The sequence below is a fragment of the uncultured Capnocytophaga sp. genome, assembly GCF_937936315.1.
GTDB lineage: Bacteria > Bacteroidota > Bacteroidia > Flavobacteriales > Flavobacteriaceae > Capnocytophaga.
In genome coordinates this window covers 20306-44466 of sequence record NZ_CALGWU010000033.1, presented here as the reverse complement: position 1 = coordinate 44466, position 24161 = coordinate 20306, and the positions used below count along the sequence as shown (strand labels likewise).

Sequence of the window (24161 nt, the reverse complement as noted above, 5' to 3'; positions counted from 1 at the left end):
AACTTTTTTTGAAAGTTTTTTATAATGCGTTGATAATGAGTGAAATATTTTTTGATGAAAACTCTGAAAATCTAAATAAATAATAAATATAAGATAACTCCAAACTCTCTTACGCGGCTATTGCCGTGTATATACCAAGAGGTGAACTATCGCTGAAACTCCCAAAAGGGACTAACCGGAAAGGGGGGCGAGTTGGGCGGGGGGGGTAGGAATGGGATTGGGAAATAAAAAGAGTGAGCCTTTTTAAGGGACTCACTCTTTGTTTATGTGACAATGAAAAACGTTTTTTATAATTCTACGTCGCTATCTTTTACATATATAAGTTCATGGATCGTATTTCCTTTGGCATCGGTGTAGTTTTCGAACTTACCTGCAATAGTTACTTGTTGTCCTGAAGTTTTTAGTTTATCTTGTTTATCTTTAGAGATGCTTCCTATGTTGGCTGCATATAGTTGTATTTTAGTATTATCGCTTAGGAGGATATAAGATTTAGCGTTTTTACCAGTACCTTCTACCGTGATTGTTCCGTGCAATTTGACGTATTTACCATCGGCATAGTTAGCCATGGTAGCTGTAGAGGCGTTTAAGGTTTGATAAGTAGGGGCAGCAGGGGCAGTTCCAAAGGTTACATCGGCATCGGCAGCGGGTTGTATTTGCTTAGTTCCTTTAAATTCGCCTAACACTCCTTTTACAGTAACTTCATATCCTTCGGTAGCTAATTTTTCTTTTACTTCGTTGGAGACGTCTTTAGCGGGGTATACTTGTATTAAAGTGCCGTCACTAAGGCGGAAATGAGCTCTACCAGCTTTGGTTATAATAGTTCCATGTAGGGAGATTGTTTTACCATCTTCGAAGATAGCAGCGGTAGCGGTGTTGGCTTCTATGGTTGTACTGGGTTGAGGAGCGCCAGCATTGCCTAAAACAACATCATTATCTTTTACATAGATGAGTTCGTGGATGGTATTGCCTTTGGCATCGGTGTAGTTTTCGAACTTACCTGCAATAGTTACTTGTTGTCCTGAAGTTTTTAGTTTATCTTGTTTATCTTTAGAGATGCTTCCTATGTTGGCTGCATATAGTTGTATTTTAGTATTATCGCTTAGGAGGATATAAGATTTAGCGTTTTTACCAGTACCTTCTACCGTGATTGTTCCGTGCAATTTGACGTATTTACCATCGGCATAGTTAGCCATGGTAGCTGTAGAGGCGTTTAAGGTTTGATAAGTAGGGGCAGCAGGGGCAGTTCCAAAGGTTACATCGGCATCGGCAGCGGGTTGTATTTGCTTAGTTCCTTTAAATTCGCCTAACACTCCTTTTACAGTAACTTCATATCCTTCGGTAGCTAATTTTTCTTTTACTTCGTTGGAGACGTCTTTAGCGGGGTATACTTGTATTAAAGTGCCGTCACTAAGGCGGAAATGAGCTCTACCAGCTTTGGTTATAATAGTTCCATGTAGGGAGATTGTTTTACCATCTTCGAAGATAGCAGCGGTAGCGGTGTTGGCTTCTATGGTTTGGGTAGTAGTAGTTTGAGTAGCTGTAGAGGTTCCAGTTACTACTATATCGGTATAGCTATTGATCATAAACTGCCAATTTTGTCCATATTTAGTAAGTACACCAGTGACATCTAAATTACCAGCGGGGATTTTCTCATCTTTGAATTTTGCATATTTGCTAGTTCTAAATGGGATAGTATTACCTTGTGCATCTGTAAGGGTATAATCGGTACCATTAAATTTATCGTTAGTAGCTAGATGTAGTGTTTTACCGACATCGGTAGTTTTGAAGTGTACGCCTTTAAGGGTGATGAGTTGGTTTACATTATTTTCTACCTTTAAAGTACTTATAGAAGTTCCTGTTTTAGAGAGTTCTGCAAGGGTTTTGCGAGTGCCCCCTATATCGAATAGGTGTTTTTTGTAGATAGCTTCAGACATTTGTTCTACGGAAGTTTTATTATTTTTTCCTTGGTAAATTCCGTATCCGAAGTCTACTCCTCCATTATTAGTATGGAAAGAAAGTCCTTTTAGGCGCAATTGTACTTTTGTTCCGATAGGGAACTCGGAAGCGAGTCCGGTTTTGTTGATAGCTATAGTAACCGCTTTAGTTTTGTCTTCGTTTTGGATATAGATTTTTTTGAAGAAGTTACCAGCTTCATCGCTAGAGATTACATAGCCTTCGATAGCATCATCAGCGCCATAAGTAGCTATTGTATTAGTAGCTTGTGCAGTAGGGACATCAAAAGTTACTATTTGTCCGCTAAAAGAAGGTAGAGGTTTTTTCCCGTTTGGGTCAGGGATTTCATAATCGTCGTCTTTTACACACGATGTAATTGCGAATAGCGACAAGAGGGCTATTGCTGTGGGTTTTAAAGCGTTTAATTTCATATTATTGTTAAATTAATTGTCTATTTATTAAAGGCTTACTGCTAAATTGATCATATAGGTTCGTCCATATCCTACGAAATATCGATTACCGAAAGAAGGAACTCCTTGGGCGTTATCTTGGAGCATTCTGCCATAGTTGGCTGTACGTGATTGTTCAAAGCCTCCTGAAAGGAATTTGGTATTGAAGAGGTTGTTCACACTTGCCATTAGGTTGATATAGGTTTTCTTTACGCGCCAAGATTTTCCTCCTACGAGGTTCACTAAGAATACATCGTCTAAGCGTTCTTGTTTGAGGAGCTGACGAGCTTTATCGAGGTCGATATTAGAGTAAGGTGCTTTGGTAGCGGGGTCTATAAAGAACTGAGAGGTGCGGTTGAGAGCAGATAGCGATACGTAGTTTTGTGCTAAGAAGTTGGCTGTTGCTCCTACCCACCAATATTTAGGATTGCGGTATTCTAAGCCTAATGAATAGGCTTGTTGAGGGCCGCTTGGTACGTGGTAATTTTTCATTTTCACCTCGTCGATAGCTTTATTTACATCTCCCGCTGAAATGTAGAGCGATGGATTATTAATATAAGTGTATTGCCCTATAGCAGCAGCAGCCGTAAGTTTTACAGTGGGGTGCAATTGAGCTTCAGCGCCGAATTCTAATCCGAAGTGGCGTTTTTGGATACCGTCTACAGTTTGAGCTACAAAGTCTTTATCGATTTCATCGGTAATAGCGGTTTCGGTATAGAAAAAGTTAGTTTCGGCAGTATTTTCTATCTCGGTAAAGAAGCCAGTGAGGCGACCTTTGAGGTAAGGCATACGGAAGATGTAGCTTGCATCGGCACTATAAGCCAATTCGTTTTTGAGGTTAGGCAACAAGCGATTAGAATTGCGTATATTTGCATAGATATTGCGCAAGGATTGTGGGGTGTTGAAATAGCCTACATTGAGTTGCAAGAGGTGGCGACCAGTGAGAGCATAAGTAATTCCTGCTTTGGTACTCACCCCATTTTGCACTTGCATTGCCCCTTTGCCATACGAATCGCTGTATAGAGGATAGTTGAATTTCCCTTCACGCTGTACATCGGTGTAGTGGTAACGACCTGCAATGAAGAGTTCGGCTTTTTTGAAAGTAAATTCTAATTGAGAGAAAGCCTCAGCTACATTACTTTTTAGGCTATAGAAGTAATTCCATTTATCGCCTTTTTGTTTTTTCATATCTGCCTCATTGGCATCGTAGGGTTTGTTCTCGAAGTAATCGTAGTTCATAAAGTACTGACCTCCTAGCAAATCGTTGATTTCGGCAAAGTTATCGGAAGAGATATTGCGGTATACAACCCCTGATGTCCATTTGATAAAATCGTGAATAGGCATTGCAAAATTCACATTGGCTGAAAGAGTACGTTCGCGGTTGATATCATTGCTCACTATAAAAGTACTGTGTTTATCGGTATTGTTATAGTTTGCATAATACAAATTTTCCCAATTGAGTTGAGAGTTGGCTAAGACGTAGTTCTTTTGTTCCTCCGCCATTGCAAAATCGGGACCTGAATTTTGATTCAGGTAATAACTTGGCATATTTTTATAGTAGTTAGGTTCTGGGTTTTGGGCATTGGCATAAGCAATGCGGGTATTGCCAATTTCGCCGAATTGATAACCTAAGTCGATATTCAAACGGGTATTGTTTTTCAAGTAGTTATAGGATAGGACAAAGATAGGTTCGGAGATAACGCGGTTGCGAGAGTTACGTTTGTCGCCCATCTGTCTGCCCCAATAAGGATTGTATTGGTAACCAAATAAATCGAGAGCTTCGCGAGTAAGGGGCGAACTCTTGCCGCGTTTCACGGGTGAGAACATTCCGAGGAGGTTGAAGCTGCTATGATCGTTCAGTTGGTATTCTACAGCCGCTGAGAAGGCATAGGCATTGTAGAGCGTACCATCTACCCAAGAGCCTTGAGGCGCAAAGCGACGAGAGGCTGAAACCATAAAGGATAAACCATTGCGGAGTACGCCTGAGTTATAAGTAGCCATCAATCGACCGGTATAACTGCGGTTGCTTGCTGAAGAAGTGAGGCGAAGCCCAGCGCGGTTGAGAGATGGACGAATGTTGATATAAGTAGAACCCATTAGCCCCCCGAAAGTGTAATCAGACTTTAAGAGTCCATTGCTATACTCTTGGTTACGAGTAACATCATTGAGACCGCCCCAGTTATTCCATTGGGCGCGACCATTCTCAAATCGGTTCATAGGAATCCCATTGATGAGCACAGTTACATCTTTGGAATCGTAACCACGAGGTTTGAAGAAAGCAGAACTAAAATCGAAGGCTGCACGTCGCATAAACACATCTTGAGAGCTTTGCAAGAGTCCAGACATAGCATCGGCGCTACTCTCATCGTCTTCGAGTTCAGATTCGTTGATGACAGCCATTTGTTCGGATTCTTGAACTACATCGGCTGTTAGGCTCACCTCAGGCAGTTGCTGAGTGATTTTTTCCCCTCCTACAGAGACTAATTGCTCTTGACGGGTATACCCATTAAGTGAATAGATGATAAGGTATTCGCCTTTGGGAAGAGAGAGGGCATATTTTCCTTTTGCATTGGTAGTTACTTGCCAAGCAGAAGCATTGACGTGTACTTTCACACCTTCTAATGGCTTTTTGCTCAGTTCATCTACCACCGTTCCTTCTACTCGCCATTGTGCAAATGCCGAAGTTGACATTAGCAAGAGTATGAACAAATAAAATTTCTTAAACATAATAAGGTTGATTTCTTGTATTAGGAGACAAAGGTACAATAATAAAAGGAAACAGCCAAAAATAAATCATAAAATTATTTAATTGTGGGTTTGGTATAATTAATCGTTTAACAATCAGTGAAATAATTTAAATCGCACTCAAATTTTACAAATTTGTGCAACTGGGTTTGTGGAATAAGAATTTACACGAAATTGGGGTTGAAAAAGTGATGTTGTGATGAGGGGGAGAAGCTCGGAGAATCTTGGAGAATCTTAGAAAAGTGTAGGGACACCTTTTTCACCTGACGGTGATCGTATTATCTCACATATAAAAAGCCTTTTTGCTGTTCTTCTTTTCCGTGCTTGCTGTAACGAACGATATAGAAATAAGTGCCGTGAAGGGCTTTGTTATTTCCTATAAAACCTTTGGCTTTGGCATAGCCTCTGAAATAATCGCCGTTTTTTCCATAATGTTCATTTTCATATACTTTTAAGCCCATTTCATCGAAAATGAGGAGGTGAATAGGACTATTATCATCTGCTCCTTCTACTGTGAAATAGTTGTTCGTATTCTCAGTAGAAACACCATTGTAGATAACAATGCTATTCTCTGGCTCTTGTTGTGGTTTACTATCTTCTGCAGGAGAGGGCGTTTCTGTTTTCTTTTTAATTTTAAAACCTCCATTAGGCACTGCTTTTCCATTAGATATTTTATATGGTGCTACATTGGTAATAGCAAAAGCTATATGGTCTATCACTTCCACTTTGATAACCCCCGCGGGGAGTGGGATTTTTGGTTGTTTGCCCCATTCTACCGTACCTATCTCGATATTAGGAAGTGTAATCTCGCAAGTACCATCGTTTTCGGTGTTTTCTACCAAAGTATATTTAAAGGTTTTACCGAAATCATCGGAAAGGAGGATGCGCACTTTGCTATTGGGGTCAAAGAAGTTAGGGTCTACTTGCCAATGAAGTGTTATTTTATCACCCCCTTGGTACTCGTCGTTCATTCCGTTAGTAATAGCAAAGGTTTTACCGTCGGCGATGTTCACCTTTACGGCTAGCATATCGTAATTCACAAAGTGTTGGGGCGCAGGATTAGAGGTTGCCACCCAAAAGAGGTGTTCTCCTTTTGCATTGGGACGTGTATACTCTATAAAGCCTCCTAAATCGCTGTACTGTGTTTGGAAAGTGATGGGATTTCCTTCTGTTTTACCTTTACGAGTGAGGAACTTAGGATCGTTTACTCCTGCCCTACTGGTGAGTTGTGCTGTGTAATAAATAGGGAGATTGCTAGGGCTTGTCGCCTTGATATGGAATTGAAAATAAGTATCTTTAGGAATGGTATAGGTTTCTTGTAGTTTAGTGCGGTCGATTGTAGGGAAAGAGCTTTCGGTTTTGATACCATAAGCATAATTGAAATTACTCACATCATTTCCATTGCGGTTTACCAACTGAGTACGCTGAGAATCTTTGAAATAAGACCGATTGACAATCCCATTGCGTATTTGATAAGCGGTAGGGAGTGAAAAGAAAGCCCCATCGGGGAAATTGTTGCTATAGCCCATTAGTGATTGACCGTAGCTGGGTTCTGTATAGAGAGAATTGCCAGAATAAACATTTTTAAAAGTATGGTCGGCACCAAATAAGTGTCCGATTTCGTGAGCAATGGTTGCATTTTCGGCTATTGCCGAAGCCCCTCCTTTTCTTACAAGACGAAATCCTCCAGAAAAGAAAGCGAGTCCTGACAAGGTAGCATCGGTGCCAGGAGCAATCACAATTCCTATGTCATACTGCTTATCGCCAATGAGTTCGTTGATTTTTTCAGTAGAATTTTCGATGATATCTCGTCGTGATTTTTGATTGTACAACTGCTTAGCAGCTTCTTGAATAATAAGTTGGCTATCGTCTACAATACTGAATTTCACTCCTATATCGCGTACATATACCTCGTTGAGAAAGGTTTCGAGGTTGAGCAGAAAGTCTTTTACTTGTGTGATATCACTGCCAAAAGTATGGGCAAAATCGTGGTAATCCACCAATACTGCCAAGCGATAGAGATAGAGAATCCCCTCGGGGTCGTTAGGCATTAGAGAGGTAGTGGTGGTGATAGGGCGCGCAGTAGGGCTGTTTTGAGGAGATGGGAAAAGAGGCTTGTGCGGGTGCGTATCAGTGCCACATTTTGCATTGGGGTTGTGGCGAAGTCGTTCTTTTGCTGATAGCTTACCTTGCTGTGAGCTTGAAAGTTGGTAGGTAATTCCTCCCCACTGCAAGCTACCAGAAGCCTCCTTGTTAGGATGTACTACCAAAGTAGCCACAAACTGGTTTTGGTTATAACCTACAAAAGTGTGAATGCCTTTATTTTGCTGAGAGTTTTCGCGTTCTTGCCATTCGAGGTTAAGGGTTTCACCATTAGGAAGACTAATGTTCCATTGCGCTTGAGCAGTGGTGAAACTGAGGTAGAGGAATAAATAGATAATATGTTTCATTTTAATTTGGTAATGTTTTGAAATAGGTTGTAATACAATGAGTTATTAGTAGTTAGTGAAAAACTCCCCCTACTTGATAGTAAGAGGAGTTTTAACGTATGTCATTTAAATGTATAAATTACAAGGCTACGCGTTTGAAAGCTGTAATCTCTATGTTTTTAGATTTTACAAACTCAGATACTTTTTTGCTTTCGTCGTAGATGTACACTTGGTCGAGAAGAGCTTTCTCTTGGTCGAGGGTAGTGTTATCGGAGATGAAGCGTTGTATCTTACCAGGAAGGATTTTATCCCAAATTTGTTCTGGTTTACCTTCAGCTTTCAATTCAGCTTTAGCATCGGCTTCAGCTTTAGCTAATACTTCAGGAGTGAGTTGTGCTTGTGAAACGTATTGAGGTACGTGTTTGAGGGGTTTGCCCAAACGGTGTAACTCTTCGTTTTCTTTTTCGATGATAGCGATGCGAGCTTCGGTTTCTTTAGCGATGTACTCAGTTGAGAAATCTTTGTAAGAAAGGGTTTCAGCACCCATAGCAGCGATTTGCATTGCTAAGTTTTTACTTACTTCGGTAGCATCGGCGATAGCAGATGAAAGACCTACAATAGCAGCGATTTTGTTACCGTGGTGGATGTAAGAACCTACGAAAGGCGCTTCAACTTTTTCGAAAGCACCGAGTTCTATTTTCTCACCGATAACGCCAGTTTGCTCGAGGAGTTTTTCGGCTACGGTAATGCCTTTGTAGTTAAGGGCAAGAAGTTCGTCTTTGCTATTTACAGTAAGAGCAAGATCAGCTAAATCTTTAGCGAGGGCTACGAAATCGGCGTTTTTAGCTACGAAGTCGGTCTCACAGTTAAGAGAGATGATAGCACCTACCGTGTGGTTAGCGTTTACTTGAGCAATAGCAGCACCTTCTTTAGAATCGCGGTCGGCACGTTTAGCGGCTACTTTTTGACCTTTTTTGCGCAATACTTCGATTGCTTTATCGAAATCGCCTTCGGCTTCGATGAGGGCAGCTTTACAGTCCATCATACCTGCGCCGGTAGCTTGGCGGAGTTTATTTACGTCTGCGGCGGTAATATTTGCCATTTTTATTAATGTTTAGGGATTAAATTCTAAATCACGTGATACAAAAGCCCCCGTTCCCCCGAAGGGGGACAACCTTCAAAAGTGATTATTAACGAGGTAATTTGTTTTAATGTAATTTAGGTTGATGATTAATCAATAATTTTAAGGCTTTGACAAAGTTAGGGACTTTGTCAAAGCTTATTTGATTTATTCAGCTGCTTCAGCTTCTTTGTTAGCTTCAGCAGTTCTACCAGAAAGACCTTCGTTTACAGCTTCAGTGATGTAAGAAAGTACTTTTTCGATAGCTTTAGAAGCGTCGTCGTTAGCAGGGATAGCAAAATCCACCTCACGAGGGTCGGAGTTTGTATCTACCATTGCAAAAATAGGAATGTTTAATTTTTGCGCTTCTTTTACAGCGATGTGTTCACGGAGTGTATCTACTACAAATAGGGCACCAGGAAGGCGAGACATATCGGCGATAGATCCTAAGTTTTTCTCGAGTTTTTCGCGCAAACGTTCTACGTGTAGTTTTTCACGTTTTGAAAGGGTATCGAAAGTACCGTCTTTTTTCATTTTGTCGATAGACGACATTTTCTTTACAGCCTTACGGATGGTTACGAAGTTAGTAAGCATACCACCAGGCCAACGCTCGGTGATGTAAGGCATTTTTACTGAAGTTGCTTTTTCGGCAACAACGTCTTTAGCTTGTTTTTTGGTAGCCACGAAAAGGACTTTTTTTCCAGAGGCTACGATTTTTTTGAGGGCTTCGGCAGCCTCTTCAATTTTAGCAGCGGTTTTGTATAAGTTGATTACGTGGATACCGTTGCGTTCCATATAGATGTAGGGAGCCATATTAGGATTCCATTTGCGGGTAAGGTGACCGAAATGTACGCCTGCATCTAATAAATCTTTAATTTCTATGTTATTTGCCATTTCTTTTTAAATAGTTTACGTTCCTAATATTAGCAATAGCTTGGAGAGGTTTTATAAAAAAGGGATAACCGCCTGAGCCATTTGGATGCTAAACTAAGGAGCAAATTGTTTTTTTAGGTAAGAGATAAGAGGTAAGAGATAAGAATAAATATTCATTTTTAACTCTTTTCCTTTAACTATTAAATATTCACTAACACTAACGTTTAGAGAATTGGAATCTCTTACGGGCTTTTTTCTGACCGAATTTTTTACGTTCAACCATACGAGGGTCGCGAGTGAGGAGCCCTTCAGGTTTCAATACTGCGCGGTTTTCGGTGTTGAGTTCGCAAAGTGCGCGAGCGATAGCCAAACGAACGGCTTCGGCTTGACCGGTGATACCACCTCCATACACGTTTACTTTTACATCGTAAGCATCTTCAGCACCTACAAGGCTGAGGGCTTGTTTTACTTTGTATTGCAATGTAGGGGTAGTGAAATAATTGTTGAGTTCGCGTTTGTTTACGGTGATAGTACCGTTACCTGCTTTAAGGTAGATACGCGCTACGGCGGTTTTTCGTCTACCGATGGTGTGAATTACTTCCATTATTTCAAATCGTTTAAGTTAATGGTAACAGGTTGTTGAGCTTCTTGTTTGTGCTCGGTACCTGCATACACTTTTAAATTACGTAAAACTGCTGCACCCAATTTTGTTTTTGGTAACATACCTTTTACAGCTTTCTCGATGATACGTTCTGGGTGTTTTTCGAGGAGTTGTTTTACTCCTGTAGTGCGTTGTCCTCCTGGGTAACCAGTGTGGCGAAGATAGGTTTTATCTTCCCATTTGTTCCCTGTAAGGTTGATTTTCTCGGCGTTGATAACGATTACGTTATCGCCACAATCAACGTGAGGGGTAAAATCGGGTTTGTACTTACCGCGAAGTAGCTTTGCTACTTTAGAGGCAAGGCGACCCAAAGTCTGTCCGTCAGCATCTACCAAAACCCACTTTTTGTTTGCAGTGGTTTTGTTGGCAGAGATGGTTTTGTAGCTTAATGTGTCCACTCTTTGTGATTTTTATTAAAAATTAAACATTCCTTATAGTGTCATCAAACGACACTTTTATTTTTAGGGCGCAAAATTACAACAAATATTTGAAACTGCAAAATTTTTGTGAGGTAAGAGGTAAGAGGTAAGAGGTAATTATTTGGCAATTAGCAAATTAGGTGATTAGCAAATTATAGAGAGGTACGAGCCGCACGGGCAAAGAATGGGGGGGTGCGAGCCGCACGGGTAGAAAATCTCAGAGGGACTCGGAGAGGCTCTGAGATTTAGGTATAAATATAACTGCTTGTTGTGCTACGACTATTCGTTGTTTTCTATGGTTTTGTAGGCTTCGATGATGCTGCGTACCAGTGGGTGACGCACCACGTCTTTGTCGTCTAAGTGGAGGAAGGCGATGCCTTGTACGTTTTGGAGGATGAGCATTGCTTCTTTGAGTCCGGAAGAGACTTTGCGAGGGAGGTCTATCTGCCCAGGGTCACCGGTGATCATAAACTTGGCATTGCGCCCCATACGGGTGAGGAACATCTTCATCTGGGCGTGGGTGGTGTTCTGTGCCTCATCGAGAATTACAAAGGCGTTGTCGAGGGTACGTCCGCGCATAAAGGCAAGGGGGGCAATCTCAATGATTCCTGCCTCAATAAAGGCATTGAGTTTTTCGTGGGGAATCATATCGCGCAAGGCATCGTACAGCGGTTGCATATAGGGGTCGAGTTTTTCCTTGAGGTCACCAGGGAGGAACCCGAGGTTCTCGCCTGCTTCGACGGCTGGACGGGTGAGGATGATGCGGCGTACTTGCTTTTCTTTGAGGGCTTTTACAGCTAAGGCTACCCCTACATAGGTTTTACCGGTACCCGCAGGCCCAACAGCAAATACCATATCGTTATTACGCATCATTTTTACCAATTTTACTTGGTTTTGAGTTTGTGGACGTATAACCTTGCCATTCACTCCGTGTACAATGATATCTTCCTCGCGTACTTTTTCGGTAGTTTCGGGGCTAGATGCCGATAGAATATTATCGATAGTGCGCTCGTCTAAACGGTTGTATTTGGAAGTGTAAGAAATAAGCTTTTCCATTTGTTCTCGAAAATCTTTGAGCAGATGTTCTTCGCCAAAAACGATGAGCTTGCTGCCGCGTGCGACAATTTTCAGTTTAGGAAAAAGTGTTTTGATGTATTTGATATTACTTTCGTCCTCACCACAAAAAACCTGTGGGCTGACATCGGTAAGTTCCAATGTTAGTTCATTCATATTCAGGTAAAAGATAAGAGGTAAGAGGTAAGGGTTTGCGTTTCTTATCTCTTACCTCTTATCTAAATTTAATATTGTTCTAATAGGTATTTGATCAAATCGGTAGTGGTTACAAGTCCTACGAGTTTGCCGTTATCTACCACAGGGATAGAGTGGAAACTTTGGGCGGCAAGGTTTTCGGCTACTTCTTTGATAGAGGTGTCAGCAGTTACCGTAAGCGGTGTTTTAGCCATAATCTGCGGGATGGTGTACATATCATAGACTACGGAGGTTACTTCTTCCTCGCCATCGGTCATATCGGCAAAGCTGATACGAAGGAGGTCGGAATAGCTTACAATGCCTATAAGTTTATCACCTTCTACCACTGGGATATGGCGGATACGGTGTTTTTTGAATAATCGCTCGGCTTCATAGAGCGATTGATCGGGAGTAAGGGTTACTAATTCCTTGCTCATAATTTGTGATACGGGTACTCTTTGTCTCATAATAATTGTGTTTTTAAGGTGAATGCTTTTGTTTATTGATTTCACCCGCAAAGATACGAAACTTTTTGTAACTAACAAAAAAATAATCGTTAGTTTTTTAGGAGTTATAGAGGCTTGTGAAACACAATTTAAGAGCTTGTTTTATAGGTTACTTAGGCACACCCCAAATAGGGAAAGCATACAAAGGGAATTCGTAGCTTTGTAATACATATACAGGATTATCATCTTGAGGTTGTACTTTCATATCTGTTTTTTTGATATAAAAACCTTGAACGCCGAGGTCATAGATACTTCCTAAGGCGCGTTGAGCTTGTTCTAAGATAGCCTTATTTTTGTCATCGTCCCAAGTATCGGGGTCGCTAGTGCTCAAGTTTTTATCACTATCTTTTAAGTACAAACGTTTGTTTTTGAGTTCATACTTACAACTGATTTGTAGGATAGAGAATCCACTTTCGGGGAAAATATGTCCTATTTGGATATTACAATTTTCATTACCTTCGAACATTATTCTGAGTAAAAACAGGTCGGTAGAGGCATTGACTTTCAAGACATCTTCATAGAAGGCTTCGGTCATATATTTATTATCTTTGAAATATTGGCTCATAAGGGCGAATCCATCGATAGATGTATTGACGTCTTGATAATCATTTCCGTTGAAGAAATCGGGAGCTACTGATGAGTAGAACAATTCGGCAGTAACCCCATTGATGGTTGCTTTATACACGGGAGGCACACTACCCGCTACACGTTCTAACTCGGTGAAAGACTGTCCGCCTAAAGTAAAAGGGCGATTGAAAGCAATACCTTTTTGGGTTGCCAAAGTAGCGACTTTGCTTTGGGTGTTTTTCAGTGATAACACTCTATTAGTAAACACAATAGGATAGGTAGTGGAGGTACCCGTAGCAGCGCTCACTTTTAGGTAATAGTGAGCGGCGGCGCTAGTTAGAGGATTGATATTTTTATACAGATCAGGGGTGTGTGTCCAATCTTCGGCTGTAGCGGGTTCAAACACTATAGAAGAGTTGTTGTTAAGGATCAAGTTTTGGAATTTGAGTTTGTCGCCTTCCTTACCGGTATATAAAAACTGATAGACTTTTCCCGTGTGGGCATTACCTACAACTCCTTGTAGAGCATCGGCTAATAGGTGGATTTGGTTATTACCTATAAAACTGAGTACTAAGCCTCTCCCCTCTTCTTGGGTGCTGTAACTAGTAGTAGTGGGGGTAGCTGTAGCACTGAGGTCGGAGAGCATAGACACTTTGCCTTGAGCGTCGAACTTCATCAGGAAGTTGTAACCTCCAAAGGAATCATCGGAGGAAATATAGGTAAGTTTCCAGCCGTTTTGAGGAGCGATAAGCTCTTTTATTAGGGCGGGGTTTTGTGCTGGATTGACAGGTTCATTTCCTGTGGTGGGGTCGTCGTTCTTAGAGCAGAACGATAGGCTCATAGCGAGCAGAAGAAGGGTGATTTTTTTCATTGTTTATAGAGAATTAAAGCATATAAATATAACTAAAATTGATAATAGCGTGATAACGAGTAATGTAGTTGCCTTTGTTCCAGAAAGAGCCTCCTAATTCTCCAAAAATCGCTAATTTACTGTGATCGGAAGCGTATAAATCTACTCCTGCAAAAGCGTGATACCCGAGGTTGACGGTACCTCCTATCCAACCTTTGTTATTCACATCCTGAGTTTTGAATTGTCGCCACAAAGGAACGCTGAGATGAAGTCCGGCACCTGTAACAATACCAATATTAGGACTCACAGGGGTAACCACAGCTAAGCGTACGGGTACATCGAGGGTAGAGACTTTGAGCATTGCGTAGTTACTTTCACTTTGCTGAAAGCCGCCTTGTGAAAACTCACTGACTCCCAACCCCATTTCGATGCGGAAGTTTTTTTCAGGAGAGTAGAGCACTCGCATTTGTAAGCGCATTACATCACCTCTCATTTGGAAATCACTGCTCACCATTTCGGCAAGCCCTAAGCCTGCATCAAATTCACAAGACCATTTAGTATACGGAATGCTATCTTTAGCAGTTTCTTTTTCTTGGCTAAAAGCGCTAATAGTAGCACATAATAGCAGAGATAATAATAACTTTTTCATTGTGTGTGGGGTTTAAGGGGTTAAATGCTAGTTATGGGCTTTTATTTTCCAAATAGATAGCGCAATAAGTAGCAATAGGGCAATAATACCTAAAATAGATGGCTCATAGAAAATATGAGTAATGAACAGGATTACAGCTACTATAAGGATATATTTATACATTTGTTTAGGATTTAGAAGTTTAAAAAACTCTGCCAAGACAGATAATATGAGGCATTGCCTTGGCAGAGATGTAAAATGATTTTTATCTTTTAAGTGTAGCACCTTCACTATAGTAAGTAGGGTGGTTATGACTTTGGATTGTATAAATTGGGTATCTACTAGCGTATAGACGGCTTGTTTTTTTGATATATAAACCATCTGAGGCTATTTCCAAAAACTTAGCAGCTGTTACAGTTGCTCTTGCTTTGATAGCTGCATTTTCAGTGTTGTTCCAATCCGCATTGCCATAACCTGCACTCAATACATTATTACTAATATATAAACGTTTATTTTTTAGTTCATAAGTAGTTGATACAATATAATAAGACGGAGTATTGGCTTGGAAATCATATGCAACTTGAATTTGGCATCTTCCTCCTGTTTGGAAAGATATTCTAAACACATACCATTCTTTAGTTTCATCTATTTTGAGAATATCATTATAGAAAGGATCAGAAGTTTCTTTTCTAAACGAAGCAGGGTCTATCAAGAATAGGCGCATGTTGTCTATATCTTTGTAATCATCAGTGATGAAGGCTTCAGGAGGTACTAATGAATAAGCTATTTGAGCTGTTACCCCATCTATAGTAGCTTTAAAAGTAGGAGGGGTAGAGCTATTGTCACGAGTAAGTTCAGTAAAGTTTTTACCTTCAAAAGTAAGTGCGGGTTTGAAGCCAATTCCTGTTTCGGTAGCATAAACAGAAGCTTTTTGGGTGCTGGAACCATCAAGAGAGGTGAGTGTTACAAAGCGATTTTCGTACTTCATTTCATAACCTGTAGCACTTGCTGTAGTACTTACTGTAAAGTAATAGCTATCAATATTATTTTCTAAGGTATTTATATTACTACTAAGGGTTTTGATGGCATTCCAATCTTGCGCAGTAGCGGGCTCAAAATAGACAAACTGCTCGGTATCTTTACGTTGTGTTTTGAATTTAAGTTTATTACCTTCTTTACCAAAGTATATAAATTCAAAATTTCCCTCATAGCCTACTCCAGTCTCTCCTTTTGCGCTATCGGAGAGTTCGTGAATTTGGTTTTTGGTAGTAAATGAAAGCAAAGCACCTTGTCCCCATTTAATTTCATACTTACTTGTTGTAGCAGTAGCAGTAGCATTTACATCAGAAGTCATGGTTACGAATCCTTCTGGAGTAAATTTCATTAGGAAGGTAAAACCTCCGAACTTTTTATCGTTAGTATAATATACGAATTTCCAACCTTGCTCAGCAGAGGTGAGAGCCTGGCGCAATTCAGTTTGATTTTGCTGAAAGCGTTGAGAAGGGTTTTTTCCTCCAAAAAGGTCATCGGGTTCGTTTTTTTGGCAAGAGAAAAGAGCCAAAGCGATGATAGGTAATAAGAGGAGTTTTTTCATTGCAAATGTAATTTAAGTGTTCTAAAAATCAGTTTCTTCAATACGACTGAATTTACTATTCCAGTTATTCACTGCTTCGTATTTTTCTTTGCTTCCTTTTGGCACATACAACACTCTATCGATTCCTGCTACCAAATTAGGGAAGGTAGTACGGAATACAGTGGGAGGTTCTACTGCAGCACATCTTACTACCTTTATTTGGCGGCATTGTAAGAAAGCGTTTTTATCTATTTTTTTAGTTTGTGCAGGAAGTAGTATTGTTTTGAGTTCGGCGCAAGAGGCAAAGGCTTCTTGGTTAATATTCAACTCTTCATTCTCTACTCCTGTGATGGTAACTGTTTGTAGAGATGAGTTAAATTGAAAAGCGCCTAATCCTATGTTTTTCACTCCTTTAAGGGTAATTTGTTCTACTTGTTGACAACTAGCAAAGGCTAATTTTCCAAAACTTTCTACCCCATTAGTAGTGATACTTCTAAACTCTCCAAATCCTTTGAAAACGCTTTCAGCTACCGCTTTTACATCTGAGAGTACGAAATCGGTATCATCAGCAAAGTTATGGCGATCGGAATGTGTGATAGTACCATTTGCATCTACTGTATAAAGAGATGTTACAATTACTGGAATATCAGATTTTTGCTGGGTTTTAGTGTCGACTACTGTAATAGTAGTAGTACCTGTTGCCACACTTGTAATCACTAAGGTATTAGTCACTATCTTTACATTCACGATAGGAGTTACTACTGTTGCGCTATAGCTACCAGACCCCGTTGTAATGGTGAGGGTTTGGGTCTTACTAAGAGTAGTGAACGAAAGTGTTTGGGTTGCTACACTAAGATTATCATATTGAATAGGAGGAGTTCCCCCATTGTTGTTATTATCATCTTTACTGCAAGCTACAGCAAGAATAGTAACGAGTAAAATAAATATTTTTTTCATTGTATTTTTTTTAGTTTAATTTTTTTGAAAATATCCATAAGTAGGGAAATAAACATTAGGCATACGATGACTTTGAATTATATATACGTCATCGTTATAATAGAATTTATTAGCTACTTTTCTTATGTAGAGACCTTCACTTCCTAAGAGAGCCATACCATTGAGGGCTGTTAAAGCTTTTCTCAAGATATTTTGGTTTTCAGCAGCTTGCCACAAGTCTAAATTAGTTCCATCAATACTCGTTCTATCTTTTAAATAAATACGTTTGTCTTTTATTTCGTAGTTATGTACAAAGATAAGTCGAGATTGGAATTGTTGATTAGGAAACAAGTAACGCACTTCTACTTCACATTTGGTACTACTTTTGAACGAAATAAGTACAGAAGGGAAGAGATTGCTTTCATCTATTTTTATGACATTATCTATAAAACCTTCGGATGTGAAAGGTGTATTAGATAGTGTTCTTGACAAGAATAAGAATCTGTTGATAGTTGCTGGTACTGATTGATAATCATCAGAAATATGTTCTTGAGAAGGTCTCAATTCAAAACGTATTTCGGCAGTAACTCCCTCTACAGTAGTGATGTAACGTGCTGGAGAGGCATTGTTATCCCAAGTGAGCTCTGTGAAAGTTTTACCTTCAATCACTAAAGGAGGATCAAAAGAGAATCCTGCTTGGGTGGGCACGATAGCTGTTTTGAGTGTTTGGGAAGGATCGGATGAAAAATTTAGCGTTAAAAATCTGTTAGATAGAGACATGCTATAATCTTTTGTCACACCATCTTTAGTAACTCTAAAGAAATGTCTAAAAATATCACCTTCTAAAGCATCTACACTTCCACTGAGATTTTGGATTGCATTCCAATCTTGAGTAGTAGCAGGCTCGAAATATACAAATTGTTCAGTATCTCTACGTTGGGTTTTAAATTTGAGTTTGTTACCTTCTTTACCAAAATAGATAAACTCAAATTCACCTTTAAAACCTACTCCAGTCTCTCCTTTTGTGCTATCGGAGAGCTCGTGGATATAGTTTTTAGTTGTAAAGGAAAGTAGAGTGCCTTGTCCCCATTTAATTTCATATTTACTTCTAGAAGGGGTAGCTGTAGCACTTACATCAGAAGCCATAGATACAAAACCATCAGGGGTAAATTTCATTAGGAAAGTAAAACCACCAAACTTTTTGTTATCAGTGAAATAGGTAAACTTCCATCCCTGTTCAGGGGTGGTGAGTTGTGTACGCAATTCATTTTGGTTTTGCTCAAAACGCTGAGAAGGAGTTTTACCTCCAAAAAGGTCATCAGGTTCGTTTTTTTGACAAGCAAAGAACCCTAAAACTGCGATAAATATATAAATAATTTTTTTCATCGATAAGAAACTATTTATTGTAATACAGAAAGCATTTGATTTTCTACTACTTCTTGTAGTTTATAAAGGTCGATATTCCATTCACTTTTAAAGTACGATACCACAAATTCTTCTTTTTTGCGAATAATATTTCTACCCTCTTCAGGGATAGCATTTACCTTAGCATCCCAATCGGTTTTGCTCATACTAAGTATGCCTGAGGTCATTTCGGCAAAGTCCTCAATATCATTCAACATAGAATATGGAGTGATGAACCCTTTTTTGTTAGCATCAGCTAATTGAATGTTATACCAGTTGGCTGTATAGTCTGAAGGGGTGATTTTGCCATACTCTTCAGAGTAAGGTTTTCTCTGGTTGATGATATGGCAGTACTCGTGCTGAATGGTATGGAAATATTGGCGAGTAGCATCGTGTTTGGTTACATCGAGTTGGTCTACATTGAAAAGGGTGATTTTCATACCACTATCGGCAAATCCAAGGGTGATAGTACCATCACTATTCATATTATACCCCCCGATGAGAGAGATTTGGCGTGGCGCAACGCTTTTGATAAAGTCTTGTCCTGCCACTTGAGTATAAGAGTCAATCCATACTTTCTTTACAATTTCGAGCATAGGTTGCACTTTGGCTTCTGTAGGAGGATAGAAGTACTTACCCATTTCAAAATCGGCATCAATATAGTTATAAGTTACACTGATGTTGTAAGGTTTTTGGAAATTGTTGTAGATATAGGTATCTAGTGCGGTTTGAGCCGTTACACGAGGCTGTATCACACTCTCTGGGTTGAGGGTTTCTTTGTTGTTGCAGGCAGCTAACGATAGAGCCAACACTGCTGCGATATATATTTTTTTCATATCTTACTCATTTGAATGTTAATTGTTACCTATCTTGGGTTGGCGGTAATACCGTTAGAGATAGCGTCTTCAGGGATTTGTAACTCACGACGTGGGTCGTCTTTAGTGAGTTCCATTGTTTGACCAGCTTTTACGTGTACAACTTTCATACCGAGGCGTTTGTTGTCTATCCAGCGCAAACCTTCAAACACGAAAGTGGTTCTTCTCACATCTACTACTGCTTGTAACCATTCGCGTTGCTGGGTAGAAAGAGTGTAAACGGGGTCGAAATCAGTACCTTTGTTTTGATAAAGGGAGTTCATATTGGCTTCGGTCAATGCAAAAGTACTAGGGATGTCGCGTAAGGTTTTCTTTTTCAAATAGGTTACCAAATCGGTAAGGAATTTTGCTTTCTCACCTTTCATTAGGTAGGCTTCCAAACGATTTAAGAATACTTCGTCATAAGAAATAAGTACTGCCATATTATAAGGATATCCATTTCCTGCCGAGATATTAGTATATTTGAAATACTCTTGGAATTTAGGAAAGTTGCGATAATCTTCACCTCCATAAATAGTATAAGCCCAATCTACTCCTAGAGGATGAGAATCCGAACCAAAAACTTCTTCGGATTTTTGTAAGGTCAAGCTGTATTTATTAGTAGCAAAATGCCTTCCGTATACTGATGAAGCGCCTGCTATCAACACGTTAGTAGGTTCATCGGAAGCAGCGTAAAGAGCGCGTTGCTGTGCATAGGTGCGCGAACGTTGCCCTTTTACATCGCGAAGTTTATTTTCGGGGTTATTCCCTAAGGCTTGATTAGCGTGTTCTATTACCTTATCCCAATCACCTTTTACCAAGTAGAAGCGTGAGGCAAAAGCGTGAGCTGCTTCTTTGGTAAAGTGGAATTTAGGCTTGCTATACTTGCTATTATCAATAAGCGGTAAACCTTCGGTCAAGTCTTTTTCTATGGCATCGTAATAATCTTTTACTGATATACGGCGATAGATTTCAAACACTTTTCTTTCGGCTTTGGTAGCGTAAGGCAAGCCTAAATCGGTAGCTGCTGTGGCAGGGTTGAAAGGTTTGCACCAAAAGAGCCCTAACATAAAGTGTGAATAAGCACGAGCTACTAAGGCTTCCCCTTTGAGGTAATCGTTTTCAGCACCTCCTTTGAGTTCGTTGGTAGCCTCTAAAGCGTAGTTAGCAGCAGCAATAGCTTGGTAGGCTGCGTAAAAATAGTAAGGAGGGGTATCCCTTGTATTATTTTGGGTGTTAGTTTCCCAAGAATACATTTGAGTATTGAGGTCAGAAGTTGCTGAGAGTTTAGTTTTATCACCAGCGTTATCACTCATTGTTTCACAAAACTCACCGTAAAAGGCATCTGGATAGGCAGTCGCCAAAAGCTCTTGTATTTTTTCGGATGAATCGAGCTCTGTACGTTTATCAGGCACCTCGTCGAGGAACTTATCGCAACTGCTAAGGGAAAGTCCCAAAACAAATGCTACTATAGGTATATATATATATTTTTTCATTTACTTACGTTTTTTAGATTCCTAGATTGATAGTAAAGGTATATTGAGCAGTTACTGGATAAGCTACCCCTCCAGAACGGAAGAACTCAGGGTCTTGACCGTTAAGTTCTTTATCAGAATAGATAAGGAATGGATTAGCTGCCTGTAAGCGCAAAGTAAGGTTATTTATTTTCAACTGTTCAAGTACATTCTTAGGGAAGGCGTAAGAGAGAGAGATGTTTTTCATACGAACAAACGAACCATCTACTACGCGTTCAGTAGAGTAGTTGTAGGCGTTGTACACACGGCGTAGGATGTTAGAGCCTATCTCATACACAGTTCTTCTATCGGGGATACCAGGAATATTAGTAGTCTTTTCATCACCTGGATGAACCCAACGATTTTTCATTTCTTTAGGAAATACACTAAGGTCATTGTAGTTTGAGTCGTACTGAGAAGGTTTGCGAATCTTATTACCTGCTTGAGCAGTGATAAGTGCAGAGAGTTCCCAGTTTTTGTAACGGAAAGTATTAGAAAGACCTGCAGTGATATTAGGCTCTACAGCACCTTCTTTTTTGAGATAACTCAAGATATTGTCAATTTGTTGGAAATCGATATCTTCAAAATCAGTGCTACCATTGAGTAGATTAAAGAGAGGCAAACCTTTATCATTCAATCCTCTAAAATCATAAGAATATAAAGTGTTACGAGCTCCACCTTCCACATTACCTCCTACTTCGCGTACTAAGTTGTACACATTAGGGCGATAAGTAAGTTTTTGAATTTTTTGGTCGAAATAAGCAAAATTCACACCTGTATTCCAGCTAAAGTTATCAGTTTTAATATTTTTAGTATCTAAAGCAAGCTCTATACCTTTGGTAACCATAGAAGCGTTGTTTGCTAATTTCACAAATTGTCCCCCAATACCTGAAGTACGCACCACATCAATCAAATCTTTAGAATTCTTTTGGTACAAGTCCATAGAAAGAGTTATGCGGTTTTTGAGCAAACCAAGCTCTACCCCTAAGTTTGTTTCATACACTTTTTCCCAAGTGAGATCCATATTTTGGAGATCGTCTATCTCAATAATATTTTCTCTATCACCAATGTTGTAGCGGTTAGCTACTCCATTTTTGAAAACTGCTAATGCGTTGCTGGCAGCACCTAAACCGGCGATAAGACCATAACTCACACGGAAAGCGAGGTTTGAGATAGTGCTATTGCCTTCTAAAAATTTCTCATTAGAAGCATTCCAACGACCACTCACGTTCCAAGTAGGCAACCAGCGAGCCGAACGGCTTCTACCCAATTGGTTAGAACCTTCATAATTGGCAGTACCAGCAAATACATAGCGGTTGTCGTAAGTATAAGTTCCTTGCAAGAAGAAAGCTATACCACGCTCTTTAGAGAATCCTTTTTCAAAATAAGGTGAGTTCTCTTGGATTGCTTTTTGGATAATACGATAATCGGTAAAAGCAGTTCCTCCACGCGCAAATTGATAACCATAACCATTGAAAAACTGATTATCACGGTCCGTATGGCGGTATTCTTGTCCTAAGAACATTTTTAAGTCATGTTTTTCTTTAAACAAACGTTTGAACTCCAAAGCATTACGGAAGTAGTAACTTTGCAAGTTATTTTCGGTGAGTTTATAGATACCTCCATTAGGCAATACTACTTGAGGTACTTTATCAGGATCAGAAGGGTCTTCAAACAAGAAAGGGTTAGCTTTAGCTATCACAGTTGTACGATTGGCACGATAAGCCCCTACTACATTAGAATCTTCTCTCATAGAGTGCTCGTTGGAACTCTTTACGTGGCGTACAGATCCGAGGAAATTGTATTTAAGCCCTTTGGCTAATTTCACTTCTAAGTCTCCTTGAATTTTATACTCAAGCACATTCAAATCCATATAGTTATTACCAAGCTCGTTGAGGATATTCATAGGAGCATAGTTGAAACTATAGTATTCGTATTTGCCATCATCACCATAAGGACGCAAAGCACGAGTAGTGTTGAGCGCATAGCTGAAAGGGTTGATATCAAAATCACGATCGTAACCACCATTTACAGTATTGGCTGAGCGGTTGAAAGTACCAGGTGCTCTCTGGGTACGGATAGACCCTTGAGTAAGCACCCCTATTTTCACATTTTGTGAAAGATTATAAGTGGTTTTGAGGTTACCAGTTACACGATGTACACGGTCAGCAATTGTCCATCCTGGGTCTACAAAGAAACCTACTGATGCATATACAGTGGCATTTTCTCCCCCTCCTGAAAGACTCACAGTGTGGTTTTGTGTAAGTGAAGGGCGGAAAAGTGTTTTAAACCAATCGGTATTAGCATATTCGTATTTGCGCAAGAAAGCAATACGAGCAGCTTCAGAATTTTCTAATCCAAAACGACCTGTAGCAGGGTTATAACTATCAATAGCGCGATACATTATATTATAAGCCCCTCCATAGCGCGCTTGTGTATATGAAGAAAGTGAAAAATAACCCTTTTCCTCTAACTCACGATAGATACCCATAGACTCTTGAGAGTTCATTATATCGTATTGATTGTAATTAGGAATCATACGCACTGACTCTTCTAATTGATAGCTTACTTGAGTCTTTACATTGCGTTTACCACTTTTAGTAGTGATAATCACAGCACCATTGAGAGCGCGTGCACCATAAAGAGAAAGGGCTGAAGCATCTTTGAGGATTTCGATGCTCTCAATATCATTCGCGTTGATACCAGAAATAGCCGAACTCACCAAGGTAGAAGCATCACCCGAAGCCAATTGCTCGAATGATAAATTCACCACCTCTTCTTGTACAGCACCATCTACTACCCATAATGGTTTGGTATCACCAAAGATAGATGACCCCCCACGAATAGTAATTTTAGGAGATGTACCAAATGTTCCTGAAATGTTCTGTACGTTTACCCCTGCGGCACGACCTTCAATCATACGACCTACGTCCACCACACCGTCCATTTTAATATTGTCGGCTTTGAGGGTTTGGGCATTACCCGTAAACTTAGAACGGTCAAACTCTTGGTAACCTGTAACCACTACACCAGTGAGCTGTTGCGCTTCCATTTCTAGTGTTACATTGATTACCTTGTTAACCCCTACAGAACGTTCGACTGTTTTAAGACCTAATGAAGAAAATACAAGAATAACCTTGTTATTAGGTACTTTAATGGAGTATTTACCATCAAAATCTGTAGCAACCCCGTGAGTGGTGCCTTTTACTACTACAGAGGCACCGGGTAGTGGAGTGCCCGCATCATCTTTTACTACCCCTGTTATGGTGTGTTCTTGGGCAAAAGCATAGCCTACAAACAGCACAGCACATAACAGTGCGTACATCAATTTTTCTTTCATCGCTATTATATTACGTCAATTATTTTGCAAATTTTCAGAAAAAAAAATTATAAAGACAAATTTTTATAGCATTTTTTTTTACTACAATAGAA

18 protein-coding genes are annotated in these 24161 nt (G+C 39.9%); all 18 read right to left on the bottom strand.

All coding sequences use genetic code 11. From position 1 onward, the window contains the following. Positions 1–287 precede the first annotated feature (287 nt). Positions 288–2384 (bottom strand): DUF5689 domain-containing protein, encoded by a 2097-nt coding sequence (locus tag Q0162_RS06235; RefSeq protein ID WP_297890468.1) that lies wholly within the window; start codon positions 2382–2384, stop codon positions 288–290. A 27-nt stretch (positions 2385–2411) separates the two neighbouring features. Continuing rightward, positions 2412–5129: a TonB-dependent receptor gene (locus tag Q0162_RS06230; RefSeq protein WP_297890466.1), complete on the bottom strand. Its 2718-nt coding sequence runs from the start codon at positions 5127–5129 to the stop codon at positions 2412–2414. A gap of 296 nt (positions 5130–5425) precedes the next feature. Beyond that, positions 5426–7597, bottom strand: coding sequence for a reprolysin-like metallopeptidase (locus Q0162_RS06225; RefSeq protein WP_297890464.1), 2172 nt, complete (start codon positions 7595–7597; stop codon positions 5426–5428). A gap of 118 nt (positions 7598–7715) precedes the next feature. Then, entirely contained in the window at positions 7716–8678 is a 963-nt protein-coding gene (gene tsf, locus Q0162_RS06220; protein WP_297890462.1) for a translation elongation factor Ts, read from the bottom strand. Positions 8679–8864: 186 nt separating this feature from the next. Next, on the bottom strand, positions 8865–9590 hold the full coding sequence (rpsB, locus tag Q0162_RS06215) for a 30S ribosomal protein S2 (RefSeq protein WP_297890460.1): 726 nt from the start codon (positions 9588–9590) through the stop codon (positions 8865–8867). 196 nt (positions 9591–9786) lie between these two features. Next, entirely contained in the window at positions 9787–10173 is a 387-nt protein-coding gene (rpsI, locus tag Q0162_RS06210; protein ID WP_297890458.1) for a 30S ribosomal protein S9, read from the bottom strand. Further along, positions 10173–10628: a 50S ribosomal protein L13 gene (gene rplM / locus Q0162_RS06205; protein ID WP_095898375.1), complete on the bottom strand. Its 456-nt coding sequence runs from the start codon at positions 10626–10628 to the stop codon at positions 10173–10175. The genes rpsI and rplM overlap by 1 nt, the downstream gene beginning before the upstream one ends. A gap of 300 nt (positions 10629–10928) precedes the next feature. Continuing rightward, positions 10929–11879 (bottom strand): PhoH family protein, encoded by a 951-nt coding sequence (locus tag Q0162_RS06200; protein ID WP_297890454.1) that lies wholly within the window; start codon positions 11877–11879, stop codon positions 10929–10931. Between the two features lie 68 nt (positions 11880–11947). Continuing rightward, entirely contained in the window at positions 11948–12364 is a 417-nt protein-coding gene (locus Q0162_RS06195) for a CBS domain-containing protein (protein WP_297890452.1), read from the bottom strand. 148 nt (positions 12365–12512) lie between these two features. Then, positions 12513–13841 (bottom strand): DUF4302 domain-containing protein, encoded by a 1329-nt coding sequence (locus Q0162_RS06190; RefSeq protein ID WP_297890450.1) that lies wholly within the window; start codon positions 13839–13841, stop codon positions 12513–12515. A 13-nt stretch (positions 13842–13854) separates the two neighbouring features. Further along, positions 13855–14469 carry a hypothetical protein gene (locus tag Q0162_RS06185; protein WP_297890448.1) on the bottom strand — a complete coding sequence of 205 codons (615 nt, stop codon included), beginning with the start codon at positions 14467–14469 and terminating at the stop codon, positions 13855–13857. A 27-nt stretch (positions 14470–14496) separates the two neighbouring features. Next, positions 14497–14631: a hypothetical protein gene (locus Q0162_RS06180; RefSeq protein WP_297890446.1), complete on the bottom strand. Its 135-nt coding sequence runs from the start codon at positions 14629–14631 to the stop codon at positions 14497–14499. A gap of 82 nt (positions 14632–14713) precedes the next feature. Continuing rightward, a complete protein-coding gene (locus Q0162_RS06175) occupies positions 14714–16042 on the bottom strand; it encodes a DUF4302 domain-containing protein (protein WP_297890444.1) in 1329 nt (442 codons plus the stop codon). 21 nt (positions 16043–16063) lie between these two features. Continuing rightward, positions 16064–16978 (bottom strand): leucine-rich repeat domain-containing protein, encoded by a 915-nt coding sequence (locus Q0162_RS06170; protein WP_297890442.1) that lies wholly within the window; start codon positions 16976–16978, stop codon positions 16064–16066. 15 nt (positions 16979–16993) lie between these two features. Next, positions 16994–18343, bottom strand: a complete 1350-nt coding sequence (locus tag Q0162_RS06165) for a DUF4302 domain-containing protein (protein ID WP_297890440.1) — start codon at positions 18341–18343, stop codon at positions 16994–16996. A 14-nt stretch (positions 18344–18357) separates the two neighbouring features. Next, the gene (locus Q0162_RS06160) at positions 18358–19197 is read right to left on the bottom strand and encodes a putative zinc-binding metallopeptidase (protein ID WP_297890439.1); all 840 of its coding nucleotides are present in this window, start codon (positions 19195–19197) and stop codon (positions 18358–18360) included. Positions 19198–19226: 29 nt separating this feature from the next. Next, on the bottom strand, positions 19227–20711 hold the full coding sequence (locus Q0162_RS06155; protein ID WP_297890437.1) for a RagB/SusD family nutrient uptake outer membrane protein: 1485 nt from the start codon (positions 20709–20711) through the stop codon (positions 19227–19229). Positions 20712–20724: 13 nt separating this feature from the next. Next, positions 20725–24069, bottom strand: coding sequence for a SusC/RagA family TonB-linked outer membrane protein (locus Q0162_RS06150; RefSeq protein ID WP_297890436.1), 3345 nt, complete (start codon positions 24067–24069; stop codon positions 20725–20727). Between the last annotated feature and the right edge of the window lie 92 nt (positions 24070–24161).

Excerpts from the sequence above, each read along its gene's own strand:
- Q0162_RS06235 (WP_297890468.1), bottom strand. The coding sequence starts at position 2,384 with ATGAAATTAAACGCTTTAAAACCCACAGCAATAGCCCTCTTGTCGCTA.
- Q0162_RS06230 (WP_297890466.1), bottom strand. The coding sequence starts at position 5,129 with ATGTTTAAGAAATTTTATTTGTTCATACTCTTGCTAATGTCAACTTCG.
- Q0162_RS06225 (WP_297890464.1), bottom strand. The coding sequence starts at position 7,597 with ATGAAACATATTATCTATTTATTCCTCTACCTCAGTTTCACCACTGCT.
- tsf (WP_297890462.1), bottom strand. The coding sequence starts at position 8,678 with ATGGCAAATATTACCGCCGCAGACGTAAATAAACTCCGCCAAGCTACC.
- rpsB (WP_297890460.1), bottom strand. The coding sequence starts at position 9,590 with ATGGCAAATAACATAGAAATTAAAGATTTATTAGATGCAGGCGTACAT.
- rpsI (WP_297890458.1), bottom strand. The coding sequence starts at position 10,173 with ATGGAAGTAATTCACACCATCGGTAGACGAAAAACCGCCGTAGCGCGT.
- Q0162_RS06200 (WP_297890454.1), bottom strand. The coding sequence starts at position 11,879 with ATGAATGAACTAACATTGGAACTTACCGATGTCAGCCCACAGGTTTTT.
- Q0162_RS06195 (WP_297890452.1), bottom strand. The coding sequence starts at position 12,364 with ATGAGACAAAGAGTACCCGTATCACAAATTATGAGCAAGGAATTAGTA.
- Q0162_RS06190 (WP_297890450.1), bottom strand. The coding sequence starts at position 13,841 with ATGAAAAAAATCACCCTTCTTCTGCTCGCTATGAGCCTATCGTTCTGC.
- Q0162_RS06185 (WP_297890448.1), bottom strand. The coding sequence starts at position 14,469 with ATGAAAAAGTTATTATTATCTCTGCTATTATGTGCTACTATTAGCGCT.
- Q0162_RS06180 (WP_297890446.1), bottom strand. The coding sequence starts at position 14,631 with ATGTATAAATATATCCTTATAGTAGCTGTAATCCTGTTCATTACTCAT.
- Q0162_RS06175 (WP_297890444.1), bottom strand. The coding sequence starts at position 16,042 with ATGAAAAAACTCCTCTTATTACCTATCATCGCTTTGGCTCTTTTCTCT.
- Q0162_RS06170 (WP_297890442.1), bottom strand. The coding sequence starts at position 16,978 with ATGAAAAAAATATTTATTTTACTCGTTACTATTCTTGCTGTAGCTTGC.
- Q0162_RS06165 (WP_297890440.1), bottom strand. The coding sequence starts at position 18,343 with ATGAAAAAAATTATTTATATATTTATCGCAGTTTTAGGGTTCTTTGCT.
- Q0162_RS06160 (WP_297890439.1), bottom strand. The coding sequence starts at position 19,197 with ATGAAAAAAATATATATCGCAGCAGTGTTGGCTCTATCGTTAGCTGCC.
- Q0162_RS06155 (WP_297890437.1), bottom strand. The coding sequence starts at position 20,711 with ATGAAAAAATATATATATATACCTATAGTAGCATTTGTTTTGGGACTT.
- Q0162_RS06150 (WP_297890436.1), bottom strand. The coding sequence starts at position 24,069 with ATGAAAGAAAAATTGATGTACGCACTGTTATGTGCTGTGCTGTTTGTA.